Origin of the sequence: Parahaemophilus parainfluenzae (assembly GCF_001053575.1) — a bacterium.
GTDB lineage: Bacteria > Pseudomonadota > Gammaproteobacteria > Enterobacterales > Pasteurellaceae > Haemophilus_D > Haemophilus_D parainfluenzae_S.
The window spans coordinates 29761-54570 of record NZ_JVSL01000041.1 but is presented as its reverse complement, the minus strand read 5'-3'; the positions used below and the strand labels follow the sequence as shown (position 1 = coordinate 54570).

Annotated in this window: 22 protein-coding genes; 16 read left to right on the top strand and 6 right to left on the bottom strand. The window is 38.6% G+C overall.

The annotated features are described in order from the left end of the window. The first annotated feature begins 26 nt into the window (after window positions 1-26). The 6 genes from mepA (at window position 27) to AC979_RS09645 (ending at window position 6366) form a co-directional block, all read left to right on the top strand. Complete coding sequence (gene mepA, locus AC979_RS09670) at window positions 27-899, top strand: penicillin-insensitive murein endopeptidase (RefSeq protein ID WP_014065622.1); 873 nt, start codon at window positions 27-29, stop codon at window positions 897-899. A 10-nt stretch (window positions 900-909) separates the two neighbouring features. Further along, the gene (locus AC979_RS09665; RefSeq protein WP_049374007.1) at window positions 910-1677 is read left to right on the top strand and encodes a TSUP family transporter; all 768 of its coding nucleotides are present in this window, start codon (window positions 910-912) and stop codon (window positions 1675-1677) included. 9 nt (window positions 1678-1686) lie between these two features. Further along, window positions 1687-2646 carry a lauroyl-Kdo(2)-lipid IV(A) myristoyltransferase gene (lpxM, locus tag AC979_RS09660; RefSeq protein WP_049374006.1) on the top strand — a complete coding sequence of 320 codons (960 nt, stop codon included), beginning with the start codon at window positions 1687-1689 and terminating at the stop codon, window positions 2644-2646. A gap of 113 nt (window positions 2647-2759) precedes the next feature. Then, the gene (apt, locus tag AC979_RS09655) at window positions 2760-3302 is read left to right on the top strand and encodes an adenine phosphoribosyltransferase (protein ID WP_049374005.1); all 543 of its coding nucleotides are present in this window, start codon (window positions 2760-2762) and stop codon (window positions 3300-3302) included. 16 nt (window positions 3303-3318) lie between these two features. Then, a complete protein-coding gene (gene dnaX, locus AC979_RS09650; RefSeq protein WP_049374004.1) occupies window positions 3319-5478 on the top strand; it encodes a DNA polymerase III subunit gamma/tau in 2160 nt (719 codons plus the stop codon). A gap of 39 nt (window positions 5479-5517) precedes the next feature. Beyond that, a complete protein-coding gene (locus tag AC979_RS09645) occupies window positions 5518-6366 on the top strand; it encodes a DUF808 domain-containing protein (RefSeq protein WP_049374003.1) in 849 nt (282 codons plus the stop codon). A 66-nt stretch (window positions 6367-6432) separates the two neighbouring features. On the opposite strand, the gene proA is transcribed toward AC979_RS09645, so the two are convergent. After that, window positions 6433-7686: a glutamate-5-semialdehyde dehydrogenase gene (gene proA / locus AC979_RS09640; protein ID WP_049374002.1), complete on the bottom strand. Its 1254-nt coding sequence runs from the start codon at window positions 7684-7686 to the stop codon at window positions 6433-6435. A gap of 240 nt (window positions 7687-7926) precedes the next feature. Here proA and AC979_RS09635 point away from each other — a divergent pair, with 240 nt between their 5' ends. Together AC979_RS09635 and AC979_RS09630 are read left to right on the top strand one after the other, a co-directional pair. Continuing rightward, window positions 7927-8565, top strand: coding sequence for a hypothetical protein (locus AC979_RS09635; protein WP_049374001.1), 639 nt, complete (start codon window positions 7927-7929; stop codon window positions 8563-8565). Window positions 8566-8595: 30 nt separating this feature from the next. Continuing rightward, entirely contained in the window at window positions 8596-8976 is a 381-nt protein-coding gene (locus AC979_RS09630; RefSeq protein WP_049374000.1) for a hypothetical protein, read from the top strand. 156 nt (window positions 8977-9132) lie between these two features. Here the strand turns inward: AC979_RS09630 and AC979_RS09625 are convergent, their stop codons facing one another. Next, entirely contained in the window at window positions 9133-9795 is a 663-nt protein-coding gene (locus AC979_RS09625; RefSeq protein ID WP_049370286.1) for a trimeric intracellular cation channel family protein, read from the bottom strand. A gap of 133 nt (window positions 9796-9928) precedes the next feature. Between AC979_RS09625 and AC979_RS09620 the strand changes: the two genes are divergently transcribed. Next, window positions 9929-10729 carry a hypothetical protein gene (locus tag AC979_RS09620; RefSeq protein WP_049373999.1) on the top strand — a complete coding sequence of 267 codons (801 nt, stop codon included), beginning with the start codon at window positions 9929-9931 and terminating at the stop codon, window positions 10727-10729. Continuing rightward, window positions 10729-11607, top strand: coding sequence for a DMT family transporter (locus AC979_RS09615; protein WP_049373998.1), 879 nt, complete (start codon window positions 10729-10731; stop codon window positions 11605-11607). Before AC979_RS09620 ends, AC979_RS09615 begins: the two co-directional genes overlap by 1 nt. A gap of 51 nt (window positions 11608-11658) precedes the next feature. Here AC979_RS09615 and AC979_RS09610 read toward each other — a convergent pair whose 3' ends face one another. Further along, a complete protein-coding gene (locus tag AC979_RS09610) occupies window positions 11659-11877 on the bottom strand; it encodes a YdcH family protein (RefSeq protein ID WP_049366004.1) in 219 nt (72 codons plus the stop codon). 238 nt (window positions 11878-12115) lie between these two features. Between AC979_RS09610 and serS the strand changes: the two genes are divergently transcribed. Both serS and tehA read left to right on the top strand, forming a co-directional pair. Further along, entirely contained in the window at window positions 12116-13405 is a 1290-nt protein-coding gene (gene serS / locus AC979_RS09605; protein WP_049373997.1) for a serine--tRNA ligase, read from the top strand. 157 nt (window positions 13406-13562) lie between these two features. After that, window positions 13563-14507: a dicarboxylate transporter/tellurite-resistance protein TehA gene (gene tehA / locus AC979_RS09600; protein ID WP_049373996.1), complete on the top strand. Its 945-nt coding sequence runs from the start codon at window positions 13563-13565 to the stop codon at window positions 14505-14507. Window positions 14508-14585: 78 nt separating this feature from the next. Here the strand turns inward: tehA and AC979_RS09595 are convergent, their stop codons facing one another. Further along, a complete protein-coding gene (locus tag AC979_RS09595; protein ID WP_049373995.1) occupies window positions 14586-15299 on the bottom strand; it encodes a UTRA domain-containing protein in 714 nt (237 codons plus the stop codon). A gap of 192 nt (window positions 15300-15491) precedes the next feature. Here AC979_RS09595 and malQ point away from each other — a divergent pair, with 192 nt between their 5' ends. From malQ to AC979_RS09575, 4 genes are read left to right on the top strand one after another with little or no spacing between them, the layout of a single operon-like run. Continuing rightward, window positions 15492-16997, top strand: coding sequence for a 4-alpha-glucanotransferase (gene malQ, locus AC979_RS09590; RefSeq protein ID WP_049373994.1), 1506 nt, complete (start codon window positions 15492-15494; stop codon window positions 16995-16997). Then, entirely contained in the window at window positions 16997-19264 is a 2268-nt protein-coding gene (glgP, locus tag AC979_RS09585; RefSeq protein WP_049373993.1) for a glycogen/starch/alpha-glucan family phosphorylase, read from the top strand. Before malQ ends, glgP begins: the two co-directional genes overlap by 1 nt. A gap of 9 nt (window positions 19265-19273) precedes the next feature. Next, window positions 19274-20065, top strand: coding sequence for an endonuclease/exonuclease/phosphatase family protein (locus AC979_RS09580; protein ID WP_049373992.1), 792 nt, complete (start codon window positions 19274-19276; stop codon window positions 20063-20065). A gap of 10 nt (window positions 20066-20075) precedes the next feature. Then, entirely contained in the window at window positions 20076-21740 is a 1665-nt protein-coding gene (locus AC979_RS09575) for a PTS transporter subunit IIBC (RefSeq protein ID WP_049373991.1), read from the top strand. Between the two features lie 201 nt (window positions 21741-21941). Here the strand turns inward: AC979_RS09575 and rnb are convergent, their stop codons facing one another. After that, window positions 21942-23921 (bottom strand): exoribonuclease II, encoded by a 1980-nt coding sequence (rnb, locus tag AC979_RS09570; protein ID WP_049373990.1) that lies wholly within the window; start codon window positions 23919-23921, stop codon window positions 21942-21944. A gap of 66 nt (window positions 23922-23987) precedes the next feature. After that, entirely contained in the window at window positions 23988-24776 is a 789-nt protein-coding gene (locus AC979_RS09565; protein WP_014065603.1) for an SDR family oxidoreductase, read from the bottom strand. Window positions 24777-24810: the final 34 nt, after the last annotated feature.

Genomic DNA, 24810 nt, shown 5'->3' with positions numbered 1-24810 from the left:
ATAAGGTCATTCGTTTAGGAAATCTTATGAATAAATCTTTAGCAAAATTACTTTCAAGTGCGGTTGTTTTAGGGAGTGTTTTTTTCTCGCTACAAACAACGGCCTCGCCACAAGACTGGCAACGAATTAAACGTCCAATTCCAGCAACAGACGGTAAAGCGAATCCTATTGGTAGCTATTCGAATGGTTGTATTATCGGCGCGGAGCCATTGCCTTATAAAGGTGAGGGGTACCAAGTCATTCGTATGAATAAAAATCGCTATTATGGTCATCCGGATATGATTGCTTACTTACAGCGTCTTGGACAAAAAGCGAAGTCAGCAGGCTTACCAACGATGTTAGTGGGAGATATTGCTATGCCTGGTGGCGGTCGCTTTTTAACAGGGCATGCAAGCCATCAAATGGGATTAGATGCGGATATTTGGTTGCGTATGGGCACCATGACAGACAGTGAAGCGTTAAATTCTGATGGAAAAGGCTTGCTTGTGGTGAACCGTCAAACACAACGTGTTGATGAAAATGTGTGGAATAACAATCATGCAACGCTAATTAAATTGGCTGCGCAAGATCCAAAAGTCACCCGTATTTTTGTGAACCCCGCGATTAAATTAAAACTTTGTCAAACTGCAGGAGATGATCGGGCTTGGTTACACAAAATTCGTCCATGGTTTGGACATGATTCGCATTTCCACGTGCGTATTGCTTGTCCGAAAGATGCCGCTTATTGTGAAGATCAAGCACCGGTACCAGCAGGTGATGGATGTGGTGATGAACTTTATTCTTGGTTTGAACCCGCAAAACCAGGTTCAGGCTCTTCTAAACCAAAAGTGACACCGCCAGAACCGTTCTTGTGCCAACAAGTGTTGAGTTCGCCAAATAGTAGCGAATGGTTAGAGTAGGAGTTAAATCATGGAGTTGGGGATTGATATATTAGCCATGCTTTTTGCTGCTGCCTTTATTGCCGCATTTATTGATGCGATAGCGGGTGGCGGAGGCTTAATTACAATCCCTGCCTTATTAATGACAGGTATGCCACCAGCAATGGCATTAGGCACAAATAAATTACAAGCATTTGGCGGTGCGTTGTCGGCAAGTATTTACTTTTTGCGTAAAAGAGCAGTCAATTTATCGGAGTTTTCTTTCATCTTACTGGTGATTTTTATCGGCTCGGTGATTGGTACCTTGCTTATTCAAAGTTTAGATGCGTCATTAATTAAAAAAGGGCTTCCATTTCTCATTTTAGCGATAGGTCTATACTTTTTATTTACGCCTAAATTGGGCGAAAGTGATCGTAAACAACGAATTTCTTACGCTGTTTTTGCGTTATGTTTTGGTTCATTACTGGGTTTTTATGACGGCTTTTTCGGGCCAGGGACGGGTTCATTAATGAACCTAGCTTGTGTGACACTACTTGGATTTAACTTAACCAAAGCGACCGCCCATGCGAAAGTGATGAATTTAACCTCAAATTTAGCCTCATTAATTTTTTTCCTAATTGGTGGTCATGTGATTTGGACTGTCGGTTTAGTGATGATGGCAGGAAGCCTGATAGGTGCCAATTTAGGAGCTAAAATGGTGATGGCAAAAGGCAAACAACTGATTAGACCGATGGTGGTGATAGTGTCATTTATCATGACGATAAAAATGGCGTATGATCAAGGTTGGTTTCATTTTTAATGATTGATTATGACAGATTCTCAAAAAAAATTACGTATTACGGCTCGAACAGGCTATGAACCGCATTTTTCATGGTCATATTTGCACCCTAAAAATTGGGGCATTTGGCTCGGTATTTTTGTGCTTTTGTTATTGGCTTTTGTACCATTTCGTTTACGTGATAAAATGGCCGAGAAACTGGCTCGTGCGCTGACGAAAAAAATCGGTAAACCACGTATTCGTGCCGAGATTAATTTGAAACTCTGTTTCCCAGATTGGACGGCTGAGCAGCGTGATAAAGTGATTGAAGAGATGTTTGTGACGGTCGCACAAGTCATGCTTGGTATTGGTGAAATTGCCATTCGTTCTAAAAAACATTTACAAAAACGCAGTGAATTCATTGGTCTTGAGCATATCAAACAAGCCAAAGAAGAAGGGCATAACATCATTTTGATGGTGCCACATGGTTGGGCGATAGATGCCTCAGGCATTATTTTGCATACACACGGCATGCCGATGACGTCAATGTATAACCCGCACCGAAATCCGTTGGTGGATTGGTTATGGACTTTAGCGCGTCAACGTTTTGGTGGCAAAATGCATGCTCGCCAAAATGGTATTAAGCCATTTTTAGCACATATCAAACAAGGTCAAATGGGCTATTATCTTCCTGATGAAGATTTTGGTGCTGAGCAAAGTGTCTTTGTGGATTTCTTTGCTACTTATAAGGCAACGCTTCCTGGGTTAAACAAAATGGCAAAATTAGCGAAAGCGGTGGTTATTCCAATGTTCCCTCGCTATAACGCCAAGAGTGGGAAATATGAAATGGAAATTCGCCCACCGATGCAATTAAGCGACGATCCTGAGCAATCGGCCCGTGCGATGAACGAAGAAATAGAGTATTTCGTCACGCCAACACCCGAACAATATGTCTGGATTTTACAGCTTCTTCGTACTCGAAAAGACGGGGAAGATATTTACCCAGATTAATTCATTTTATTTACAAAAGTGCGGTCAAAATTCACCGCACTTTTGCATTTTTATATGCTAGAATGCGAGCCTAAAAACAGGATTTTTTCTTACTCTTTTTTGAGCAATTATTTATGAACAAACAACTTGAATTAATCAAATCTTCTATCAAATCTATCCCAAATCATCCAAAAGAAGGCATTATTTTCCGTGATATCACGAGCTTACTTGAAGTGCCTGAGGCTTTTAAAGCCACAATCGATTTGATCGTTGAAAAGTATAAAGATCAAGGACTCACAAAAGTAATTGGTACTGAGTCTCGTGGATTTATTTTTGGTGCGCCAGTTGCATTAGCATTAGGCTTGCCATTTATCCCAGTTCGTAAACCGGGCAAATTACCTCGTGAAGTGATTGCACAGTCTTATCAATTAGAATACGGTCAAGACACCCTTGAATTGCACACTGATGCCATTTCGCAAGGTGATAATGTGTTAATCATTGATGACTTGTTAGCAACGGGTGGAACAGTTGAAGCTACCGTGAAATTAGTTCAACGTTTAGGTGGTGAAGTGAAACATGCTGCTTTTGTGATTAATTTGCCAGAATTAGGGGGCGAAAAACGCTTACGTGATTTAGGCATTGATTGCTACACCTTAGTAAATTTTGAAGGCCATTAATTTTTAAAGGGATGCGATGAGCTACCAAGTTTTGGCCAGAAAATGGCGACCAAAAAACTTTTCTGAAGTAGTGGGGCAAAGCCATGTGCTCACTGCTTTGGAAAACGGTTTAAAAGAAAACCGTTTGCATCATGCTTATTTATTTTCCGGCACCCGTGGCGTGGGTAAAACCTCTATTGCTCGTTTATTTGCGAAGGGCTTGAACTGCGTAAATGGTATTACTGCCGATCCTTGTGGTGAATGTGAAAACTGCAAAGCGATCGAAGCGGGCAACTTTATTGATTTAATTGAAATCGATGCGGCTTCTCGTACTAAAGTAGAAGATACGCGTGAGCTATTAGACAATGTGCAATATAAGCCGGTAGTGGGGCGTTATAAAGTCTATCTCATCGATGAAGTCCATATGCTTTCCCGCCATTCTTTCAATGCGTTGTTAAAAACCTTGGAAGAACCACCTGAATATGTGAAATTCTTATTGGCTACAACGGATCCACAAAAATTGCCAATTACGATTTTATCCCGTTGTATGCAATTTCATCTTAAAGCATTAGATGAACCGCAAATTTCAGCACATCTTAATCGCGTGCTTACTGCCGAAAATATTCCTTTTGATGCGCCCGCATTAGATAAATTAGCCAAAGCGGCACAAGGTAGTATTCGTGATAGCTTAAGTTTAACGGATCAAGCCATTGCCATGGGCAACGGTAAAGTTTCCACCGATGTGGTGAATACCATGCTTGGGCTGTTAGATGAAGACCAACCGATTGAAATCATTTACGCCTTACACCAAGGTAACGGTGAGCGTTTAATGAAAACCATCCAAACGGTGGCAGAAAAAGCGGGCGATTGGGATGAATTATTGGCAGAGACGGCTGAGAAATTACATCAAATTGCATTAATGCAGTTACTCGCTAAAAATGCTATGGACGAAAACGATCATCTTGGTTTTCTAGCCAAACATATTTCACCGGAAGACGTACAATTCTTCTATCAAGTGATTGTATCGGGTCGAAAAGAATTGGCCTCCGCACCAAATCGTCGAATTGGCGCAGAAATGACATTATTGAGGGCATTGGCATTCCACCCAAAGTTCCTTACGGCAGCACAAACGCCTAAACAAGGCGGGCTATCCCCTGAACAAAATACACAGAAAAGTGCGGTTGAAAATCAGCCCGTTTCTGATTATGTAGATATGCCAGTGCTGTCGCAAAATATCAAAGCAAATTATTCTGCACAAGCGCAAAAGCCGATGGCTCAATCGGCGGTTGTGCATTCTTCACCTTCTCAACCTGTTTCCACTCAAACCACATCTTCATTGAATTTAGCTAGCCTTGCTGCGCTAGAAGCATTGAATCAATTAACGCAAATTGAGCAATCAGAGCGCCAACATCATCATGATGAACAGCAAGCCGCCGTAGAAGAAACCTTGCATCATCTCCAAGCGTTAGATGAGCAAAAAAATTCGCCAAAAATGACCGCACTTCCTGTGCGAGAGATGACACCACCGAAAGCTGCGCAAACGAAAGCTACGCAAACGAAAGCAGCAGTGTCAAATCCAATTACTCAACAAGCAGAAGCGTTAAAGCAAAGTGTTGAGACAGTTGAAAATACCATTGATGACAATGCTGAAATGGATGCGGAAGAGCAGGAAATTCTGGATGCGGAAACTTACCGTTGGGAGTGGAGTAATCCGGATTTAGCTAAAGTGGATAGCGGTGTGCGACCTTCTGATATCAAACAGGCGATTTTAAAAGATGTGACACCAGAATTGCGTGAGAAAATTATTCAAATTACGCAAAAACAAGATCCTTGGACGGATATCGTTGAACGCTCTGGCGTGACTGGTTTCTCAAAAGAGTTGGCATTAAATTGCTTTATTAAGTCGCAAACCGAAGATGAGCTTCAACTCGGGCTTCATTCTGAAAAAGCCCATTTAAAACAAGATCGAAATGTTAAAAATTTAGTGGATCATCTTGAACGTTTATATGAAAAACCAGTCAAATTGTCGATTTTTGTTGAAGATTCCGCTGTTTTAACCCCGATGGATTACCGCAAAAAAGTTTATCAGGAGTTGCGTGAACAGGCACGTACGGATTTACAGCAAGATAAAAAACTGCTTTTATTACAAAAAGAGTTTGATGCGAAGTTGGATGTTGAAAGCATTCGACCAGTCTAAAACTCATTTCTCTAAATTTTAACTTTATAAAGGAAAAATATGGCGTTTAGCTCTCTTTTTACTCTTATTGATGACATTGCATCGATTCTTGATGATGTCGCCTTGATGACCAAAATAGCAGCCAAGAAAACCGTTGGTGTAGTAGGTGATGACTTAGCCTTAAATGCTAATCAGGTAACAGGGGCATCTTCCGAGCGTGAATTACCCATTGTTTGGGCAGTAACCAAAGGATCGTTAGTCAATAAAGTCATTTTAATTCCAATTGCTTTACTGCTTTCTGCATTTTTACCTTGGTTGATCGTGCCACTTCTGATGATTGGTGGGGCATATTTATGTTTTGAAGGTGTAGAGAAAATTCTGCATAAATTTATTGCCCATGAAGAGCACGAAGAAAAAACAACCTTTAATGAAGCCGCTAAAATTAAAGGGGCAATTCGTACGGATTTTATTCTTTCTGCTGAAATTATTATTATTGCATTGGGCGAATTAACCGAAGCGAGCTTGCTCACTCGCATCATTTCTCTTTCGATAGTCGGTATCGGAATTACTATTTTTGTTTATGGCTTGGTCGCATTGATTGTTAGAGCGGATGATTTCGGTTTATACCTTATCAAAAAAGGTGGTGTGGCGAAGTCAATCGGGAATGCAATTTTAGTGATTATGCCAAAATTTATGCGTTCACTTAGTTTTATCGGTACGCTTGCGATGTTCTTAGTCGGTGGCGGTATTTTTGTACATAATGTGGATTTCATTCATCATTTGCTCGCTGATTATCAATTAGCAGATGGCTTATTAGGTAATGTGGCAACGTTAGTCGTGGGTGTGATTGTAGGCGCGATTGCTTGTGCGATTGTATTGCCCGCGATGAAATTATTCGGTAAACACTAAAAACGAGATAAAAAATAACCGCACTTTGATTGTTTCAAGGTGCGGTTTTTTTATGGATGGAACAGATTATTTGCGAGAAGTGTAATCGCCAACACAAACCCATTTATAGCTGGTTAAGGCTTCTAATCCCATTGGGCCTCGAGCATGAAGTTTTTGAGTACTTACCGCCACTTCTGCACCTAAACCAAATTGTCCGCCATCGGTGAATCGAGTACTTGCATTAACATACACGGCTGCCGCATCTACTTGATTGATAAATTGAGTGGCTAGTCGTTGATTTTCCGTCAAGATACTTTCTGAATGTTGCGTGCCATATTCACGAATATGAGCAATTGCCGCATCCATATCTTCAACGACCACAACATTGAGATCCAATGAGCCCCATTCTTGGCGTAGTGCTTGTTCAGTCACTTCTTGCACATCGACATTTGCAGCTTGAAGAATAGAAAGTGCGGTCGATTTTGCATGGAATTTCACTTTTTTCTCAGCTAAATATTTCGCGAGTTTTGGTAGGAAGGTTTCTGCAATCGAGCGTTGAACTAAAAGCGTTTCCAACGTATTACATGTGCTTGGACGTTGGCATTTTGCATTAGCAATCACTGCAAGGGCTTTTTCTTGGTCAGCACTTTCTTCCACAAAAAGATGGCAAACGCCCACACCACCGACAATCACCGGAATAGTAGAATGTTGTTTACAAAGCTCATGTAAACCGGCGCCCCCGCGAGGAATAATCATATCCACATAGCGATCCAATTTAAGCAGTTGCATCACAAGTTCACGATTCGGATCCGTAATGGCTTGGACTGCATGGCGTGGTAATCCTGCTTGTTCAAGGGCATTTTGTACCACTTCTACTAAAATTTGGTTGGAATGTTGTGTTTCCTTTCCGCCCCGTAAAATCACGGCATTACCGGTTTTTAAGCAAAGGCTTGCTACATCAATGGTGACATTGGGACGTGCTTCGTAAATGGTTCCAATTACACCAAGCGGAGTACGAACTCGTTCGATCTTTAATCCGCTATCCAAGGTGCACCCATCAATGATTTTACCCACTGGATCGGCGAGCGAAATCACATGGCGCACATCATTCGCAATGCCTTTTAGACGATCTTCGGTTAATAAAAGGCGATCAATTAAGGCTTCAGATAAGCCATTTTGTTTTGCGACTTCAATATCTTTTTGGTTTGCAGCAAGAATACGCTCCGCTTGTTGTTCTAATTGATCCGCAATAATACTGAGTGCATGATTTTTTTCAGTGGTGTTTAACTGCGCTAAAATAAAGGCTGCATCTTTGGCCTGCTTGCCCATTTGTTCTAACATATCGAATCCCTTGTTATTGCAACAAAATATGGTGTAGCTTATCGTAAAAATGAGCACGGTGAAATGATTAAATTTAAGGATTTTGTGAATTCGGTGTGAATGGGTTATGATTTGCCCGACTTTATGACGTAGGGAAGTATTTAAAATTTACAGGTTCTACAGATAGTACTATTTACAGTTGTAAAATAGACAACAATAAAACTTTTGAAAAAACATGACGAATAGTTTGGGAGATAAAATATGAAAAAACTATCAAAATTGCCAATAAATAATTCATTATGTTTTAGAAATATCGACTTTAATGGATTTTCGAGAAGTAACAAATGGGTGGGTTACTTTGGAGCAAATGATTTAGGTGATACGGCTAACATAAAAAGAGCTTCTAAATTGCTTGAAAGATTTTTTTCTGAAGATTTGGACGGTTTTTTCCTTATTAGTGCTCTAGTATATGATGATAATTCAGAGGTAGATGATGAATTAAAACAATCTGGCTATTTAGAAGAATACTTGAGTTTATATGAAGAAGCCAAGAAGAGTAATTTCTTAAATGAGTATACTGGTGTTTATGAAGATTATTTTGAATCAATCGATTTGAAAAATGAGCCACAACCTCCAATAAGTATATTTAACATGCATTTTGATTCCAATAAGATCTTCTTGTATTGTGAGTTGGTCATTGCTTTTTATTTTGGAAAAGTTTGTGGTGGTATTTGTTTTTTAATTAATCCTAAGTTAGGAATTGCACTTTATCCACATGATGATATTGGTTATGGCTGTATCTCTCTTACAGATGACACATCTTTAGCGGAGCGTTTCCTCGAATTTTGTAATGAAGATAAATATTTCTATTCTATTCTTGATGAAGAACTTAAGAGTTAATTTTTCTTAAACAATAAAATAAAGGCTAGTATGACATTATTTGATGAGTGTATAGAAGCTCTTTCAGACGATTTTAGTCTCCTGACAGAGGAAGAAGAGAAAGAGGTTCTAAATATTTTTTATAAATATCCATTTGAGTATGGAAATATAGATAAATTAAAGGAAGGTGTTGTTACTTTAAAATTTGATAAATTGATTAAATTGGTTGAAGAAAAACTTAAATCTTCAGAAGTTTATGTTTTAGCCGATATAAATGGAGTACCTATCTTTAAAACTAATTTATTCTTAGCTTTAGAAAAAATAGATGATATATCTGCATTATCAACAAAAGTGTTTTTGCTTGGGGATGGTTATTTGGCTCAGATAGTGCCCCAAACACCTCCATTAGATATTGTAGCCTTGAATTCTTAGTAGTTCGTGAGTCTGGGGTTTTAGCATTGTGCAATCAAAGTGTTAGAACATAAAATGTGTTTGGTTTTTAAGAAATTTTTAAATGCTTTTATCTTATGACCCATCATACTATCTCTTTAATTAGAGAAATCTAAATTTACATCTTATCCATTATTTCTATTTCGTTTTCTTCGGTAATTTATCATTTGTTTCCTCTTCTTGCTCTTGGAAATCGAAAACAGGTAATCCCCAACCAAATCGAACTGCAAGTAAGCGTAATGCAAAACCACTGAATAACGTGAGTAAAATTGAAAGCGTGTGTTCTACTTGAAGGTGTTGTAATGCCATATACATAGCGGCAGAGAAGAATGACACGCTGGCGTAAAGTTCTTTTTGGAATACAAGGGGAATGCGGTTACAGAGTAAATCACGCAACACACCACCAAATGCACCTGTCACGGTTGCAGCAATGGATGTCACGGTAAAGCCATAACCCATATCAATGGCAATCTGCGCACCGATAATGGAATACACGATTAATCCCAAGGCATCTAACACCAAGAAAATCGTGCGGAAGTAGCGCATGAAATGTTTGATGAAGGGGGCGATAAAAACGGTTAATACCGCTGCACCAGCCACCATAATGAAATATTCAGGATGTTTAACCCAGCCAAGCGGGTAGTGCCCAAGTAGAACATCGCGTACCGAACCGCCGCCAATCGCCGTCACGCAGGCAATAATAATTACCCCAAAAATATCCATTTTTTCTCGTCCAGCGGCTAATGCGCCGGTAATTCCTTCGGCAGTTATTCCAATAATATAAAGTACGCTTAATAGCATTTTTTTGTGGTTCCTAAAGTGCGGTTACAATTTTACTTATTTTAAAAGGGAATGAGTCAAAATGCACGAAAGCCATTAAAAAAAGCTGTAAATTTTGGCATAATGACGCCTTCTTTTTCTAATCGAGAATCTTATGTCAGAAGAACAATCCAAACCCTTAGCCGCATTTCTTGCTCTCTTGCCAATTGGGTTGCTATTAATTATTGAATTTTTTGCAGAGTCTTTGCAATCTGCTGAAAAACTGATTCCTCATTTAGCCTTTGGTGTGCTGATTGCGCAGTTACTTTGTTTAGTTGCGTTTATTAAAGGCGAAATTTGTCCAGGACAACGTGGACGTTTAATCAAAGCAAATGTCTGTTTTGCACTTTATTGGTTAGTTTGGCTTGGAATTAGCTTAGCCTCACCACATCATTACGTGATGACTGATATTGTCAGCTTATGCGGGTTATCTGCCGTATATGCAGTGTGGAAACAACCTAAAGATGAATCGGCTCGTCGTGGTTTTCTCTTAATGGCATCGTTGGTGAGTGGATTGGGTGTAATTGCCTATTTGATGATTTTCTTTGGCAATCCAATATCAAATTTCGTGCAATATAATCCATTGGCACAAGCGGTGATGGGTGTATTGTTAGCGAATTTATGTTTATCTGTTTCTCGTAATCGTTTACAAGGTTTTATTGCATTACAGCCATTATTGATGATTTTATTGCTTGCGCTAAATGCCTTGGCAGTACTGATCTTTATTATTTATCAAGGTGTAAGTGCGGTCAGTTTTGATGGTGTTTTCGCATACGGTATTTATTTTGTTCTTCATTTAGTAATAGCAGGGGTATTGCTTTTGCACAGTGTTAATAAATGGAAACTCAGTTATAACAGCTTACTCATTTTATTCTTTATGGCGGCGAGTTTGGCTGTCTGGGCAATGTTTATTTAATGGATAAAATAAAATCTTACGCCGCCCCGATGTTAGTCGTGGGCTGCGTGCTATTTGGTTTAGGAAGCCTGATTGTTAAGTTTGTGCCCGTGGGTGGTTATGCCATTGCATTTTGGCGTTTACTTATTGCCTCTTTTATTTTCTGGTTCTTAATAAAATTAAAAAGACAGCGTTTCCCTAAAAGCCGTAAAGCGATGATGTATGCCACATTAGCCGGCATCTTTTTAGCCTTTGATTTATCCTTTTGGCATGAAAGTGTATATGCCGTAGGGCCGGGTATTTCAACATTGCTGAATAGCTTGCAGATTTTCTTTTTGGCCGCAATTGGCTATTTTTTCTTTGGTGAACGCCAAACGAAATTACAAATGTTAAGCCTTTTTTTAGCGGTTGCGGGTGTAGTCTTAATCTCAGGGGAAGAGTTACAACATAATTTTGACGGCATGTATGGCATTATCATTGGGCTCATTTCGGCAGGCATGCTTGCCGCTTCAATGATTATGATTAAAAAAGTGCACGAAGAAGAACCCACCGCTTTATTTTCGTTAATGTTTATTTTGAGTTTAAGTGGTGCGATTGTCTTAATTATTCCTTCGCTAATTTTTAATTCTGATAATCTTTATCCCACCACTTTCACCGATTGGGGATTGGTGTTTATTTATGGTGCAGTGATGCAATGTGTCGCCTGGGGCATGATTGCTTATACTATTCCTTATTTATCGTTAGGTTTAACGGGTTTGTTGCTTCTTTCTGAGCCGGTGGTGGCGCTTGTGATTGATTATTTTGGCTTGGATAAGCCCATCAATCATTGGCAATGGGCGGGGGCAGTGCTGACATTAGTGGCGATTTATCTAGGCTCTCAAAAAAACAAAACCGCTTAAAACAAAAAAGTGCGGTAAATTTCACCGCACTTTGTCTTCACATTAAACCAATTACTCAGCTGCTTTCTTTTTCAAGTATTGATAGAGCTCGTCTTTAATCCGTAATTTTTCTTTTTTCAAGTTCTCAATTTCCGTATGAGTAGCGAGTTCTATGTTATCAATCTTATTTTTGATCTCTTGGTCTAACACATTGTGTTTTTCAAACAAGCGATCAAAATAAGCATCTTTGTTTTTAAGCTTAGTGATTAAATCGCGAAATTCAGGAAACATAGGTTACTCCTCTTGGTTAACGTTCATTTTTATTATAGAACTTTTTTTTGCTGTTTCTAGTGCCTCATTCTCAGAATTTGACAGAGATCACAAAATTAAATCATGGCAAAGTGCGGCCATAAAATTGGATGTTTTTGAAGAGGTTAATAAAAGAAAAATCAGGCTTTTAACTGGTTTATTTGCTCAAAGCACGCTAGAATAAAGGTATCTGTTTCATAATGAAAAATAGGGAATTCCAATGATCGATCCAAATTTACTCCGTAATAATCTGGCTGAAGTAGCAGAAAAATTAAAAGTAAAACGTAACTTTATTCTTGATACGGAAAAACTTACCGCATTAGAAGAACAACGCAAAGATTTACAAGTAAAAACTGAAACATTACAAGCAGAGCGTAACGCGCGTTCCAAAGCCATTGGTGCGGCAAAAGCACGTGGTGAAGACATTGCACCATTATTGGCTGAAGTGGATAACATGGGCGAACAGCTAAACGAAGCGAAAACTCAACTTGATGCTGTGTTAGCAGAAATCAATCAAATCGCGTTAAGCATTCCAAACCTTCCAGCAGATGAAGTGCCATTAGGTAAAGATGATACTGAAAATAAAGAAATTTTACGTTGGGGTACACCGCGTACATTTGATTTTGATATCAAAGATCACGTGTCATTAGGTGAAGATGCCAATGGTTTAGATTTTGCTGCAGGGGCTAAATTAGCAGGTGCGCGTTTTGCGGTAATGAAAGGTCAAATTGCTAAAATGCACCGTGCATTAGCACAATTCATGTTAGATCTTCATACCGAACAACATGGTTATTTAGAAACCTATGTGCCTTATTTAGTTAACCATGCGACCCTTTATGGGACAGGTCAATTACCAAAATTCGGTGAAGACTTATTCCATACTTTAGCGCTAGAAGGCGAACAACCTTACGCATTAATTCCAACAGCGGAAGTGCCGGTTACTAACCTTGTACGTGATGTGATTGTTGATGAAGCAGATTTGCCAATCAAAATGACCGCACATACACCATGTTTCCGTTCTGAAGCGGGATCATATGGTCGTGATACCCGTGGTTTAATTCGTATGCACCAATTCGATAAAGTGGAAATGGTACAAATCGTTGATCCAGATAAATCTATGGAAGCGCTTGAAGAATTAACAGGCCATGCAGAAAAAGTATTACAACTTTTAAATTTACCATATCGTAAAGTATTACTTTGTACTGGTGATATGGGCTTTGGTTCTTGCAAAACTTACGACTTAGAAGTGTGGGTGCCTGCACAAAATACTTATCGTGAGATTTCTTCTTGCTCAAATATGTGGGATTTCCAAGCCCGTCGTATGCAAGCACGTTGTAAAGCGAAAGGGGATAAGAAAACTCGCTTAGTACACACATTAAATGGTTCTGGTTTAGCAGTCGGTCGTACTTTAGTAGCCGTGCTTGAGAACTACCAAAATGCAGACGGCTCAATTACGGTGCCAGAAGTATTACGTCCTTACATGGGCGGATTAGAAGTGATCTGCAAATAATCCAAAATATATAAATTCAATTTAGGGCTAATGTTTATTAGCCCTTTCTTTCATCTAGAGAAATGAGATTTTTATTCTAGTCTTTGAGATAAATCCACATCAATATTCATGCATTTAGAGGTAATCTTATAAGGTATCAATTTTTAGGAGAATAATAATGACTGATAAACGACCATTTCCATTACCAACAGGCTATTTTGCGATTCCATTAGGTTTAAGCGCTTTATCTTTAGCCTGGTTGCATATGGGCGATACGCTCTCTTTTTCTCTAAATGTGAGTGATATTATTGGCATAACGTCTGTTTCAGTATGGGCACTTTTCGTCTTGCTCTATATTTATAAAATGATTTATTTCTCTCAAGAAGTACAAGATGAATATTGTTGTCCGATACGTTTTTCTTTTCTTGCATTAATACCGATTACAACGATGTTAAGCGGGGATGTTCTGTATCGCTGGTTTCCTCTTATTGGTGAGGGATTAATTTGGATCGGGACAATTGGGCAATTATTGTTTGCTTCAGTGCGAATTAGTGCGTTATGGAAAGATGGCACATTTGAGGAAAAATCGACACTGCCACCTTTTTATTTGCCCTCTGTGGCGACTAACTTTACAAGTGCCTCATCATTAGCCTTGTTAGGCTATCAAGATTTAGGCTATTTGTTCTTAGGTGCAGGGATGATTGCTTGGATTATTTATGAACCGGTGTTATTCCAACGTTTACGCGTGTTGCAGATTGAACCCCAATTTCGTCCAACAATGGGGATCATTCTTGCCCCAGCATTTGTGGGCTCGTCGGCTTACTTATCGCTTAATGGGGGAGAGATCGATCTTTTCGTTAAGCTCTTATGGGGATACGGTTTTTTACAAATGTTCTTTTTAATTCGCCTGTTTCCTTGGATTAGTGAAAAAGGACTGAATATTGGGTTCTGGGCTTTTTCATTCGGATTAGCTTCTTTAGCGAATGGGGCGGTTTCTTTTGTTCATCATAACGTACTGAGCGGATTGGCAAACGGTGCATTTATCTTTGCTAACGTGATGATGAGCGGTTTGGTGCTGATGACATTAGGAAAAATTTTCAAAGGACAATTTTGGTTAAAATAGCTTAAATAAAAAGTGCGGTTAAAAATGACCGCACTTTTTTTATGAATTTTTTAAATAACAACCTATCATTTACAAAAACTAGGCATGTCGTTTTGCTGTTGATGTAAATGCAATTTTATCTGGTCGATAGCTAATACTCCCATATTGAAACGGTCGACCATCAGCCAAATAAGTGGTACTCGTCACATTCACAACCATGTCATACTCACCAAGATCAATTGCCTTTTTTTCTTCTTCGTTTGCATAGCGAAAGACAATTTTTCGTTGTGAGTGACTAATTTTTAATTTTAATTCGTTTTCCAAATAGTGATAAATAGAATGTTCTGCGATTTCTCGGCTAATAAACGGCACGATGCGGCGATCAAAATAAGAAACCTCATATTCAACTGCCTCTCCATCAATTTCACGCAGACGAGCAATGCGATAGAAATCGATCTGATCATTGACGTTAAAGATATCCATCAATTCTTCTTCACCTTGCACAATATACAAGCTGGTTAATGTGGTTTTTACTTGATGTGTTGAGGCACTATTTAATTCGCTGACGGTTTTAATTTCGGAAAGCATTTGTGGTTTAGATAAATCATGCTTTAAAACAATCGAATTTCTGCCTTGTTGCTTTTGAATATAACCATCGATTTCAAGTAAAGAAAGCGCTTTTCGAATAGTATCTTTGGAAAAACCATAGCTTTGCATGAGTTCATTTTCACTCGGGAGTTCTTGCAATGGTGCTAAATTACCATTATTAATTTGGCTTTTTATCTCGTTATAGACCTGCTTGTACTTGCTCATTTCTTATCCTTTTATCAGCCGCTCCATAAATGTGTTAATAGCATATCATAAAATCCTTAATGTTATACGTATAAATTTTAATGAAAACCAATCTTTTACGAAAATGTTTTAAACTTTTACGTATATGTTGTTGCATTAAAATATGTTTAGGTTAGAATAAGCGAAAAATGATGACGTCCTAAAGGAGATATTATGCTTACTCGTTCAAGTGGTGTTCTTATGCACATTACCTCACTACCAAATGCATTTGGGATTGGTAGTTTTGGGCAATCCGCTTATGATTTTGTCGATTTTTTAGTTGAAACCAAACAAACTTATTGGCAAATTCTTCCACTCACTACCACCAGTTATGGTGATTCTCCTTATCAATCTTTCTCTGCGGTTGCAGGTAATACTCATCTTATTGATTTTGATTTATTAACTCAAATGGGCTTGTTGAAAGAATCGGATTATGCTTCGGTCAATTTTGGTGATGATCCAACTAGCGTGGATTATGAACGTATCTTCTACGCGCGCCGTCCGATTTTAGAAATAGCCGTGAAAAATTTTTTAGAGAATCAATCATTCCAAGCTGATTTCAAACACTTCGAGAAAAGCAATCGTTTATGGTTGGATGATTTTGCTGAGTTTATGGCAATTAAAGAGCATTTTGGCAATCAAGCATTGCAAAAATGGGATGATAAAAAAGCTGTGGCTCGAGATCCAAGTGCATTGGAAAAATATCGCACCATGTTAGCGGAGCAAATTCAGTACTTTAAAGTGACGCAATATTTCTTCTTTAAACAATGGAGCGAGTTAAAACATTACGCGAATCAAAAAGGCATTAAGATTATCGGTGATATGCCGATTTACGTGGCTGCAGATAGCGTAGAGGTTTGGACAAAACCAGAACTCTTCCAATTAGATGAAGAACGCAATCCGCTTTTTGTCGCGGGGGTCCCAGCCGATCAATTCAGTGCAACAGGACAACTTTGGGGCAATCCGCTTTACGCTTGGGAAGAACATAAAAAACAAGGCTACGCTTGGTGGATTCACCGCATTGAAGAAAGCTTCAAAATTTATGATGTACTACGTATCGACCATTTCAAAGGTTTCTCTGATTATTGGCAAGTAGACGGAAAAGCAGAGGTCGCTAAAGATGGTAGCTGGCAGCCAGGCCCAGGTTATGACTTATTTAAAGCCGTTAAAGAGCAATTGGGCGATTTACCGATTATTGCCGAAGATTTAGGTAATATTGATGACAAAGCCAGAAAATTGCTTGCAGATTGTAATTACCCAGGCATGAAGATCCTGCAATTTGGTTTTGAAGATGTCAGCGGAGAAAGCTTAGATAGCCCGCATTATTGCATCCCGCATTCCATTGTTTATACCGGTACACATGATAACGATGTGACCAATGGTTGGTATAACAGCCTGACTGAACAACAGCAGCAATATATCAATGATTATACGCATCGCCATGAGGATGAATCGATTTGCCAAGCGATGATTCGTCAGCTTTTTGCAACGGTTAGCAATACCACGATTGCCACAATGCAAGATGTTTTAGATTTGCCAGCGAGTTCAAGAATGAACGTGCCTTCAACAATTGGTGGAAACTGGCAATGGAGAATGCAGCAATCAGATTTAACGCAAGATAAAAAAGACTTTTTAGCAAAAATGACCACGTTATATCAACGTGCGAATCAGGAAAAATAATGATGAAATTTAGTACCTTTGTAAAAAACGAAACCAATAAATCGCTTGAACAATTAAGCGATAAAGAAACTTATATTCAATTATTAAATTACGTAAAAACACTCTCAGCAGATAAACCTAAAAACACAGGTAAACGTAAGGTTTATTATATTTCTGCAGAATTCTTAATTGGTAAATTACTTTCTAATAACCTGATTAACCTTGGTGTGTATCAAGATATCAAAGCGGAATTAGAAAGTGTGGGTAAATCATTAAGCCATATTGAAGATATTGAGCCAGAACCATCTTTAGGAAATGGTGGTTTAGGGCGTTTGGCTTCTTGTTTTATTGATTCCATGTCTACCCTTGGCTTAAATGCTGAGGGGGTTGGTTTAAATTATCATTATGGGTTGTTCAAACAGGTCTTTAAAAAGAATGAACAACATGCTGAACCTAATGATTGGATTGAAGATAATTCTTGGTTAATTCCAACAGATATTAGCTATGAGGTGCCATTTAAGAAATTTACATTAACCTCTAAATTAGATCGTATTGATATTTTAGGTTATAAGAAAGACACGAAGAACTATCTCAATTTGTTTGATATTAAATCAGTGAATCCTAAACTGATTAAGAAAGGTATTGAGTTTGATAAAACTGCGATTGAAGAAAATCTGACTTTATTCCTTTACCCAGATGATTCAGATAAAAATGGGGAATTATTGCGTATTTATCAACAATACTTCATGGTATCAAATGCGGCACAATTGTTAATTGATGAGGCGATTGCGCGTGGCAGTAACTTACATGATTTAGCCGATTATGCGTATGTACAGATCAACGATACACATCCTTCAATGGTGATTCCTGAATTAATTCGCTTATTAACGGAAAAACATCAGATTAAATTTGCAGAATCGGTTGAAATCGTACGTAATATGGTGGGCTATACCAACCATACGATTTTGGCTGAAGCGCTAGAAAAATGGCCACTCGATTATCTAGATGAAGTGGTGCCACATTTAGTGGTGATCATTAAGAAATTAGATAAATTAGTGCGTGCAGAATATAAAGATTCAGCAGTACAAATTATTGATAAACAAAAACGTGTGCATATGGCGCATATGGATATTCACTTTTCAAATTCTGTAAATGGTGTGGCAGCATTACATACGGAGATTTTGAAAAATTCAGAACTTAAAGCGTTCTATGCGTTATATCCTGAAAAATTCAACAATAAGACAAACGGCATTACTTTCCGTCGTTGGTTAGAGTTTTCTAACCAACCATTAGCCGCTTACATTAAAGAATTGATTGGTGATGAGTATTTGCATGATGCAACGAAATTAGAGAAATTGTTAGCCTTTAAAGATGATAAAAAGGTTCATCAACAATTAGCGAAAATTAAGTTTGAAAACAAATTAGCACTAAAAGCGTACCTTAAAGAAAATAAAGGTATTGAGTTAGATGAAAATTCAATCATTGATACGCAAATTAAGCGTTTCCATGAATATAAACGCCAACAAATGAATGCGCTTTATGTGATTCATAAATACTTAGAAATTAAAGCGGGTAAATTACCAAAACGTAAAATTACGGTGATTTTTGGCGGAAAAGCGGCACCTGCTTATGTAATTGCACAGGATATTATTCACTTAATTCTTTGTTTATCTGAGTTAATCAATAATGATCCTAAAGTGAACAAGTATTTAAACGTACATTTGGTGGAAAACTATAATGTGAGCGTAGCGGAAAAACTGATTCCAGCAACTGATATTTCAGAACAAATTTCACTTGCCTCTAAAGAAGCTTCTGGTACAGGTAATATGAAATTTATGCTTAATGGCGCGTTAACCTTAGGCACAATGGATGGGGCTAATGTTGAAATTGCAGAATTAGCTGGTGCTGAAAATATCTATACATTCGGTAAAGATTCAGAAAGTATTATTAAACTTTATGAAACAGCAGGTTATGTTTCAAAAGAGTATTATGAAAACGACAAAGAGATTAAAAGAGCGGTCGATTTTATTCTGAATCCTGTCGTGGTGAAATTAGGCAATAAAACACGTTTAGAACGTCTTTATAACGAGTTATTAAATAAAGACTGGTTTATGACGTTAATTGACTTTAATGCTTATGTTGAAGCGAAAGAACAAATCTTAGCTGATTATGAAGATCAGGATAGTTGGAATGAGAAAGTGGTGCACAATATCGCAAAAGCGGGCTTCTTCTCATCAGATCGCACGATTGCTCAATATAATGCAGACATTTGGCATTGTGAGAGCTAAGGGGAAGCAATGAAACTACTTACCCTGAATGTACATGCTTGGTTAGAAGCTAACCAAACGGAAAAAATAGAGATTCTTGCTGAGGCTATTGTGGAAAAGGGTTATGACATCATTGCCTTACAAGAGGTTAATCAATTGATGTCGTCTCCTGCTATTTCGCCAACGTTAAAGCAAGATAACTATGGTGTCATTCTGTTAAATAAAATCAATCAACGCGTTGCACAGAAATACTCGCTTTTTTGGAGCAATTCGCATATTGGTTACGATAAATATGATGAAGGCATTGCGTTTTTAACGCGGTTGCCTGTTTATGATGTTGATGCGTTTTATTGTAGCCAACATCAACGTCTTGACTCGATTCTCTCGCGTAAAATCATTGGCTTGACAGTAGAATATCAAGGCCAGTTAATTGAATGTTATTCTTGCCATATCAATTTGCCAAATTGTGATGGGGAAAACCAACTTGATAATGTTCGTTATATTGTAGAGCGAAGTCAAAGTGCGAATCTTAAAATCCTGATGGGTGATTTCAATACTGATGCAATAAGCGATCAGCAAGCTTACCAGCAGATTAAATCCTTAGGCTTATTCGATACATTTGAAATGGCAGAGCAGAAGGATAGCGGTATTACTGTGGAGAAAGCGATTGACGGCTGGAAAGGCCATAGTCAAGAAAAGCGATTAGATTATATTTTTTTAAACCAAGCAAAAAGGGTTTTATCCAGTCAGGTTATTTTTAATGGCAAAAATAAACCGATTGTTTCCGACCATTTTGGCGTAGAAGTAGCTCTCATCTTGTAGGAGAATCAATATGAAAAAAATGCTCAGTTTTGAATTTTGGCAAAAATTCGGTAAGTGCCTAATGGTTGTGATTGCCGTGATGCCAGCCGCTGGTTTAATGGTGAGTATTGGTAACTCACTGCCTTTGATTAGCGATGCGGAATGGCTAGCGCTTGTCGGAAACATTATCGCCCAAATTGGTTGGGGGATTATTGGTAACCTCCATCTATTATTTGCTTTAGCGATTGGTGGTAGCTGGGCAAATGAGCGTGCAGGCGGTGCATTTGCAGCTGGCCTTGCTTTCATTTTAATTAACTTAATTACCGGTAACTTTTTCGGTGTAAAGCTTGAAATGCTAGCCGATCCAAATGCTCACGTAAGTACCATATTGGCCGGTGAAATTCCTGTGGCGAATTACTTTGTGAATGTGCTTGGGCAACCTGCGTTAAATATGGGCGTGTTCGTTGGTATTATCGCGGGTTTTGTGGGGGCAACAACCTTCAATCGTTACTACAATTTCCGTAAATTACCTGAAGTATTAACGTTCTTTAATGGTAAACGTTTTGTTCCTTTCGTTGTCATTTATCGTTCCGTATTAGTGGCGATCTTCCTATCATTATTCTGGCCTTTAGTTCAAACAGGAATTAATCATTTCGGTCAATGGATTGCGAACTCACAAAACTCAGCACCAATTTTAGCACCATTTATTTACGGTACCTTAGAGCGTCTATTGCTTCCATTCGGTTTACACCACATGTTGACTATCCCAATGAACTACACTTCATTAGGCGGTACTTATGAGTTCTTAACTGGTGCACAACAAGGTAAACAAGTATTTGGTCAAGATCCACTTTGGCTTGCCTGGGTGACTGACTTAATCAACCTAAAAGATGCAGGTAATTTAACCCAATATAACGACCTTCTTTCAACAGTGACACCAGCTCGATTCAAAGTAGGACAAATGATTGGTTCAACTGGTATCTTAATGGGCTTGACACTCGCGATGTATATCAACGTAGATGAAGATAAGAAAAAACTTTATAAAGGTATTTTCCTTTCATCTGCACTTGCCGTGTTCTTAACAGGTGTAACAGAGCCAATCGAATACATGTTTATGTTTGTTGCATTACCGCTTTATATTGTTTATGCCTTAGTACAAGGTTGTGCTTTCGCTATGGCAGATATTGTTGACTTACGTGTGCATTCATTCGGTAACATTGAGTTCTTAACACGTACACCAATGGCGATTAAAGCCGGCATTGGTATGGATGTGATCAACTTTATTTGGGTATCCATCCTGTTTGCCATTGCCATGTTCTTTATCGCAAACTTTATGATTAAGAAATTTAACCTTGCCACAGCAGGCCGTAATGGTAACTATGATGCAAAAGGTTCAGATGAAGCTTCTAACAATGAGCCAAAAGTGGCGAATGCTAGTACGCAAGTTATTCAAATCATCAACTTACTTGGTGGACGTAATAATATTGCAGATGTTGATGCTTGTATGACACGTTTACGTATCACTGTACATAATCCAGATTTAGTCGGTGATGAAGCAAGCTGGAAACAAGCAGGCGCAATGGGCTTTATTGTGAAAGGTTCTGGTATCCAAGCGATTTATGGACCAAAAGCAGATGTTTTAAAATCAGATATTCAAGACGTGCTTTCATCTGGCGTAGAAATTCCTAAAATGTAATTCTACCTAAATATCTATTTTATCCCCGCCTTCAAGGCGGGGATATCATATCAATATCTCATCTTGATGTTCTTCAATATATCCCAATAATCCTTTTATTTAATACTATAGACGTACAAAATATTTTTATAACTTAGGTTCTATAAAAAAATACCGCCTGTTGTGTAACGAGCGGTATTTCTAGATAGAGGGAAGTGGTCATTAAATGATTAATTGACCGACAATACTACGAGTTTCTTCTCGAACTTCGGTGAGTTTTACTTTCACTAAATCACCGATTTTGTAACGGCGCTCCCCTTGAATATACAGCGCTAATTCATCAGCATTCACTTGCATTTCATCTTTATTTGGATGCAATGTAGAAGCAGGTACGAACATAGATGCGCCATTTTCTAATAATTGAACACGTAAACCACCACGCATCACATCTTGTACTTCTGCATCAAATTCCACATTTTCAGCGACTTTGTCAGCAAGGTAGCGACAATATAGCCAATCGGCAATATCACGCTCAACCAAGCGATTTTGACGACGGGCTTCTTGTAAGCGAGCAAGGACTTCATCTTGTGGTTTTTCACAAGCTTGCTGTGTGAGCACGGCTTTAATTAAACGATGGTTCACCATATCGGAATATTTACGGATAGGCGATGTCCAGGTCGCATAACCTTCTAATCCAAGCCCAAAATGTGGAGCGAGTTCGGATTTAAACTCCGCAAAGGTTAAATAACGACGTAAACGGAATTCTAAATAGTCACCTTCAATCGGTTCAATATCATGACGCATTTGGCAATAACCTTTTAAGGTTGCCAAATTTTCCACTGAATAACGCTCTGCAAGTTCGGCTTGATTTTCTTCATTAGCTAAATTTGCCATTAAGAAATTATGGGCATTTTCTAAGAATTTCTTATCAAAGCCCGTGTGTGTATTAAAGATACCGGTTTGTGCATGCTCCGCTAAGAATTGAGCTGCACAAATGTTGGCAATAATCATGGATTCTTCCACGATTTGATTTGCAATACGACGATATTCCGCCTTAATTTCTTTTACTTTGCCATTTTCAGCGAGAATAAAGGAGTAATCCGGTTTCTCTTTAAATAGCAATGAATGGGTTTTACGCCATTGAATACGCGCTTGAGTAAATTGATGTAACCAATCAATTTGCTGGGCAATTTCTGGTGTTTCCGGTTGCCATGCATCCGGTACTTGTTCTAAATAATCTGAAATCTTGTTATAGGCTAATTTTGCTTTAGATTGCACATAAGCGGACACAAAACGCGGTTTAGCCGTAATATTACCTGCAAGATCCGTTTCAATGTAACACACTAATGCAGGACGAGTTTCATTTGCCATTAATGAGCATAATTCATCAGATAATTCACGCGGCAACATAGGAATGTTGAAGCCCGGCAAATAATTGGTGAAACAACGCTGTTTCGCATCTTTTTCAATTTGTGAATCTAATGCAATGTAAGCTGTGGGATCCGCAATGGCAACGATTAATCGCCAGCCAGTTTGCATACCATTTTGCTCGATAGGTTCAATGTAAAGGGCATCATCCATATCCTGTGTGCTTTCAGAGTCAATAGTAACAAAATGAAGTGCGGTCAGATCTTCACGAGTTTGTTGATCTAACATCTCATAGCTTTCTGCACCTTGTACCGGATGACGAGATTGTTCATGGCGTGCCAACGTAACCCACCAAGGAGCTAATTCATCATCAGCACGGCAGATAAATTGATTGATGGTGGCATAGAAAAAGCGATCATCACGTAATGGGTGCGTTTTCAAATTTGCGACGACCCAGTCGCCTTCTTGTAATTCTTCTTTTACTGATTTGGCTTGTTGCGCACCAATGGGTTGGTTGATACTTGGATGATCAACCAAAACTTGCAATTTCTTGTCTTTATTGAATCGCACTTTGGCAATAAAGCGAGTGAGCATTGGTTCAATTAATTCTTCAGGTTCAGCTTGTTCTTTATCGCCTTGCTTTTCAATGGTGGCTTTGATTTTGTCACCGTGCATTACTTTTTTCATCGCAGGCGGGGCAATAAAGTAGCTTTTTTTATCGCACTCTAAAAAACCATAAGCTTTATCTGTACTTTTTACCATGCCTTCAACGTGTTCTTTGCTGTCGTGGATTTGTTGCTTAAGTTGTGCGAGTAATGGATTATCTTGGAACATAGTTATATTTAAAAAAAGAGAAAAGGCAGACTGAAAAGCCTGCCTAAAAATAGATTGTACGAAAAATTATTCTTCGCCTAATTCGCCCATTGCGGTGATGCTGAAACCTGCATCTACGTGAACGATTTCACCAGTAATACCAGATGCTAAATCGGAGCATAAGAATGCTGCAGAGTTACCCACATCTTCGATAGTGACAGTACGGCGTAATGCTGCTGTTTTCTCGAATGTGGCAAGCATTTTCTTGAAGTTTTTAATACCTGATGCCGCTAAGGTACGGATTGGACCTGCAGAAATTGCATTCACACGAATACCTTCTTTACCTAAGTCAGCTGCCATTACGCGAGTAGCCGCTTCAAGAGATGCTTTCGCTAAACACATCACGTTGTAGTTAGGAATTGCGCGCTCTGCACCTAAGTAAGAAAGGGTTAATAACGCTGCATTTGGATTTAAGTAAGGACGTGCCGCTTGTGCCATAGCAACAAAGCTGAATGCACTGATGTCGTGAGCGATACGGTAGCCTTCACGAGTTGCTGCGTTTACGTAATCACCATCTAATTGATCGCCTGGTGCGAATGCGATAGCGTGTACGAAACCATCAAATTTTTCCCAACGTTTGCTTAATTCTGCAAAGCAGTTTTGGATGCTTTCATCGGTCGCTACGTCTAAAGGAAGGACGATGTCAGAACCAAATTCTTTTGCAAATTCTTCTACGCGTGGTTGTAATTTATCGTTTAAATAAGTGAAAGCAAGTTCAGCACCTTGTTCTTTCATTGCTTTTGCGATCCCGTAAGCAATAGAACGGTTGCTTGCAAGACCTGTCACTAAAATACGTTTACCAGTTAAGAAACCCATATTTTTTCCTATGTTTGAGTTAAAAAAATCGACG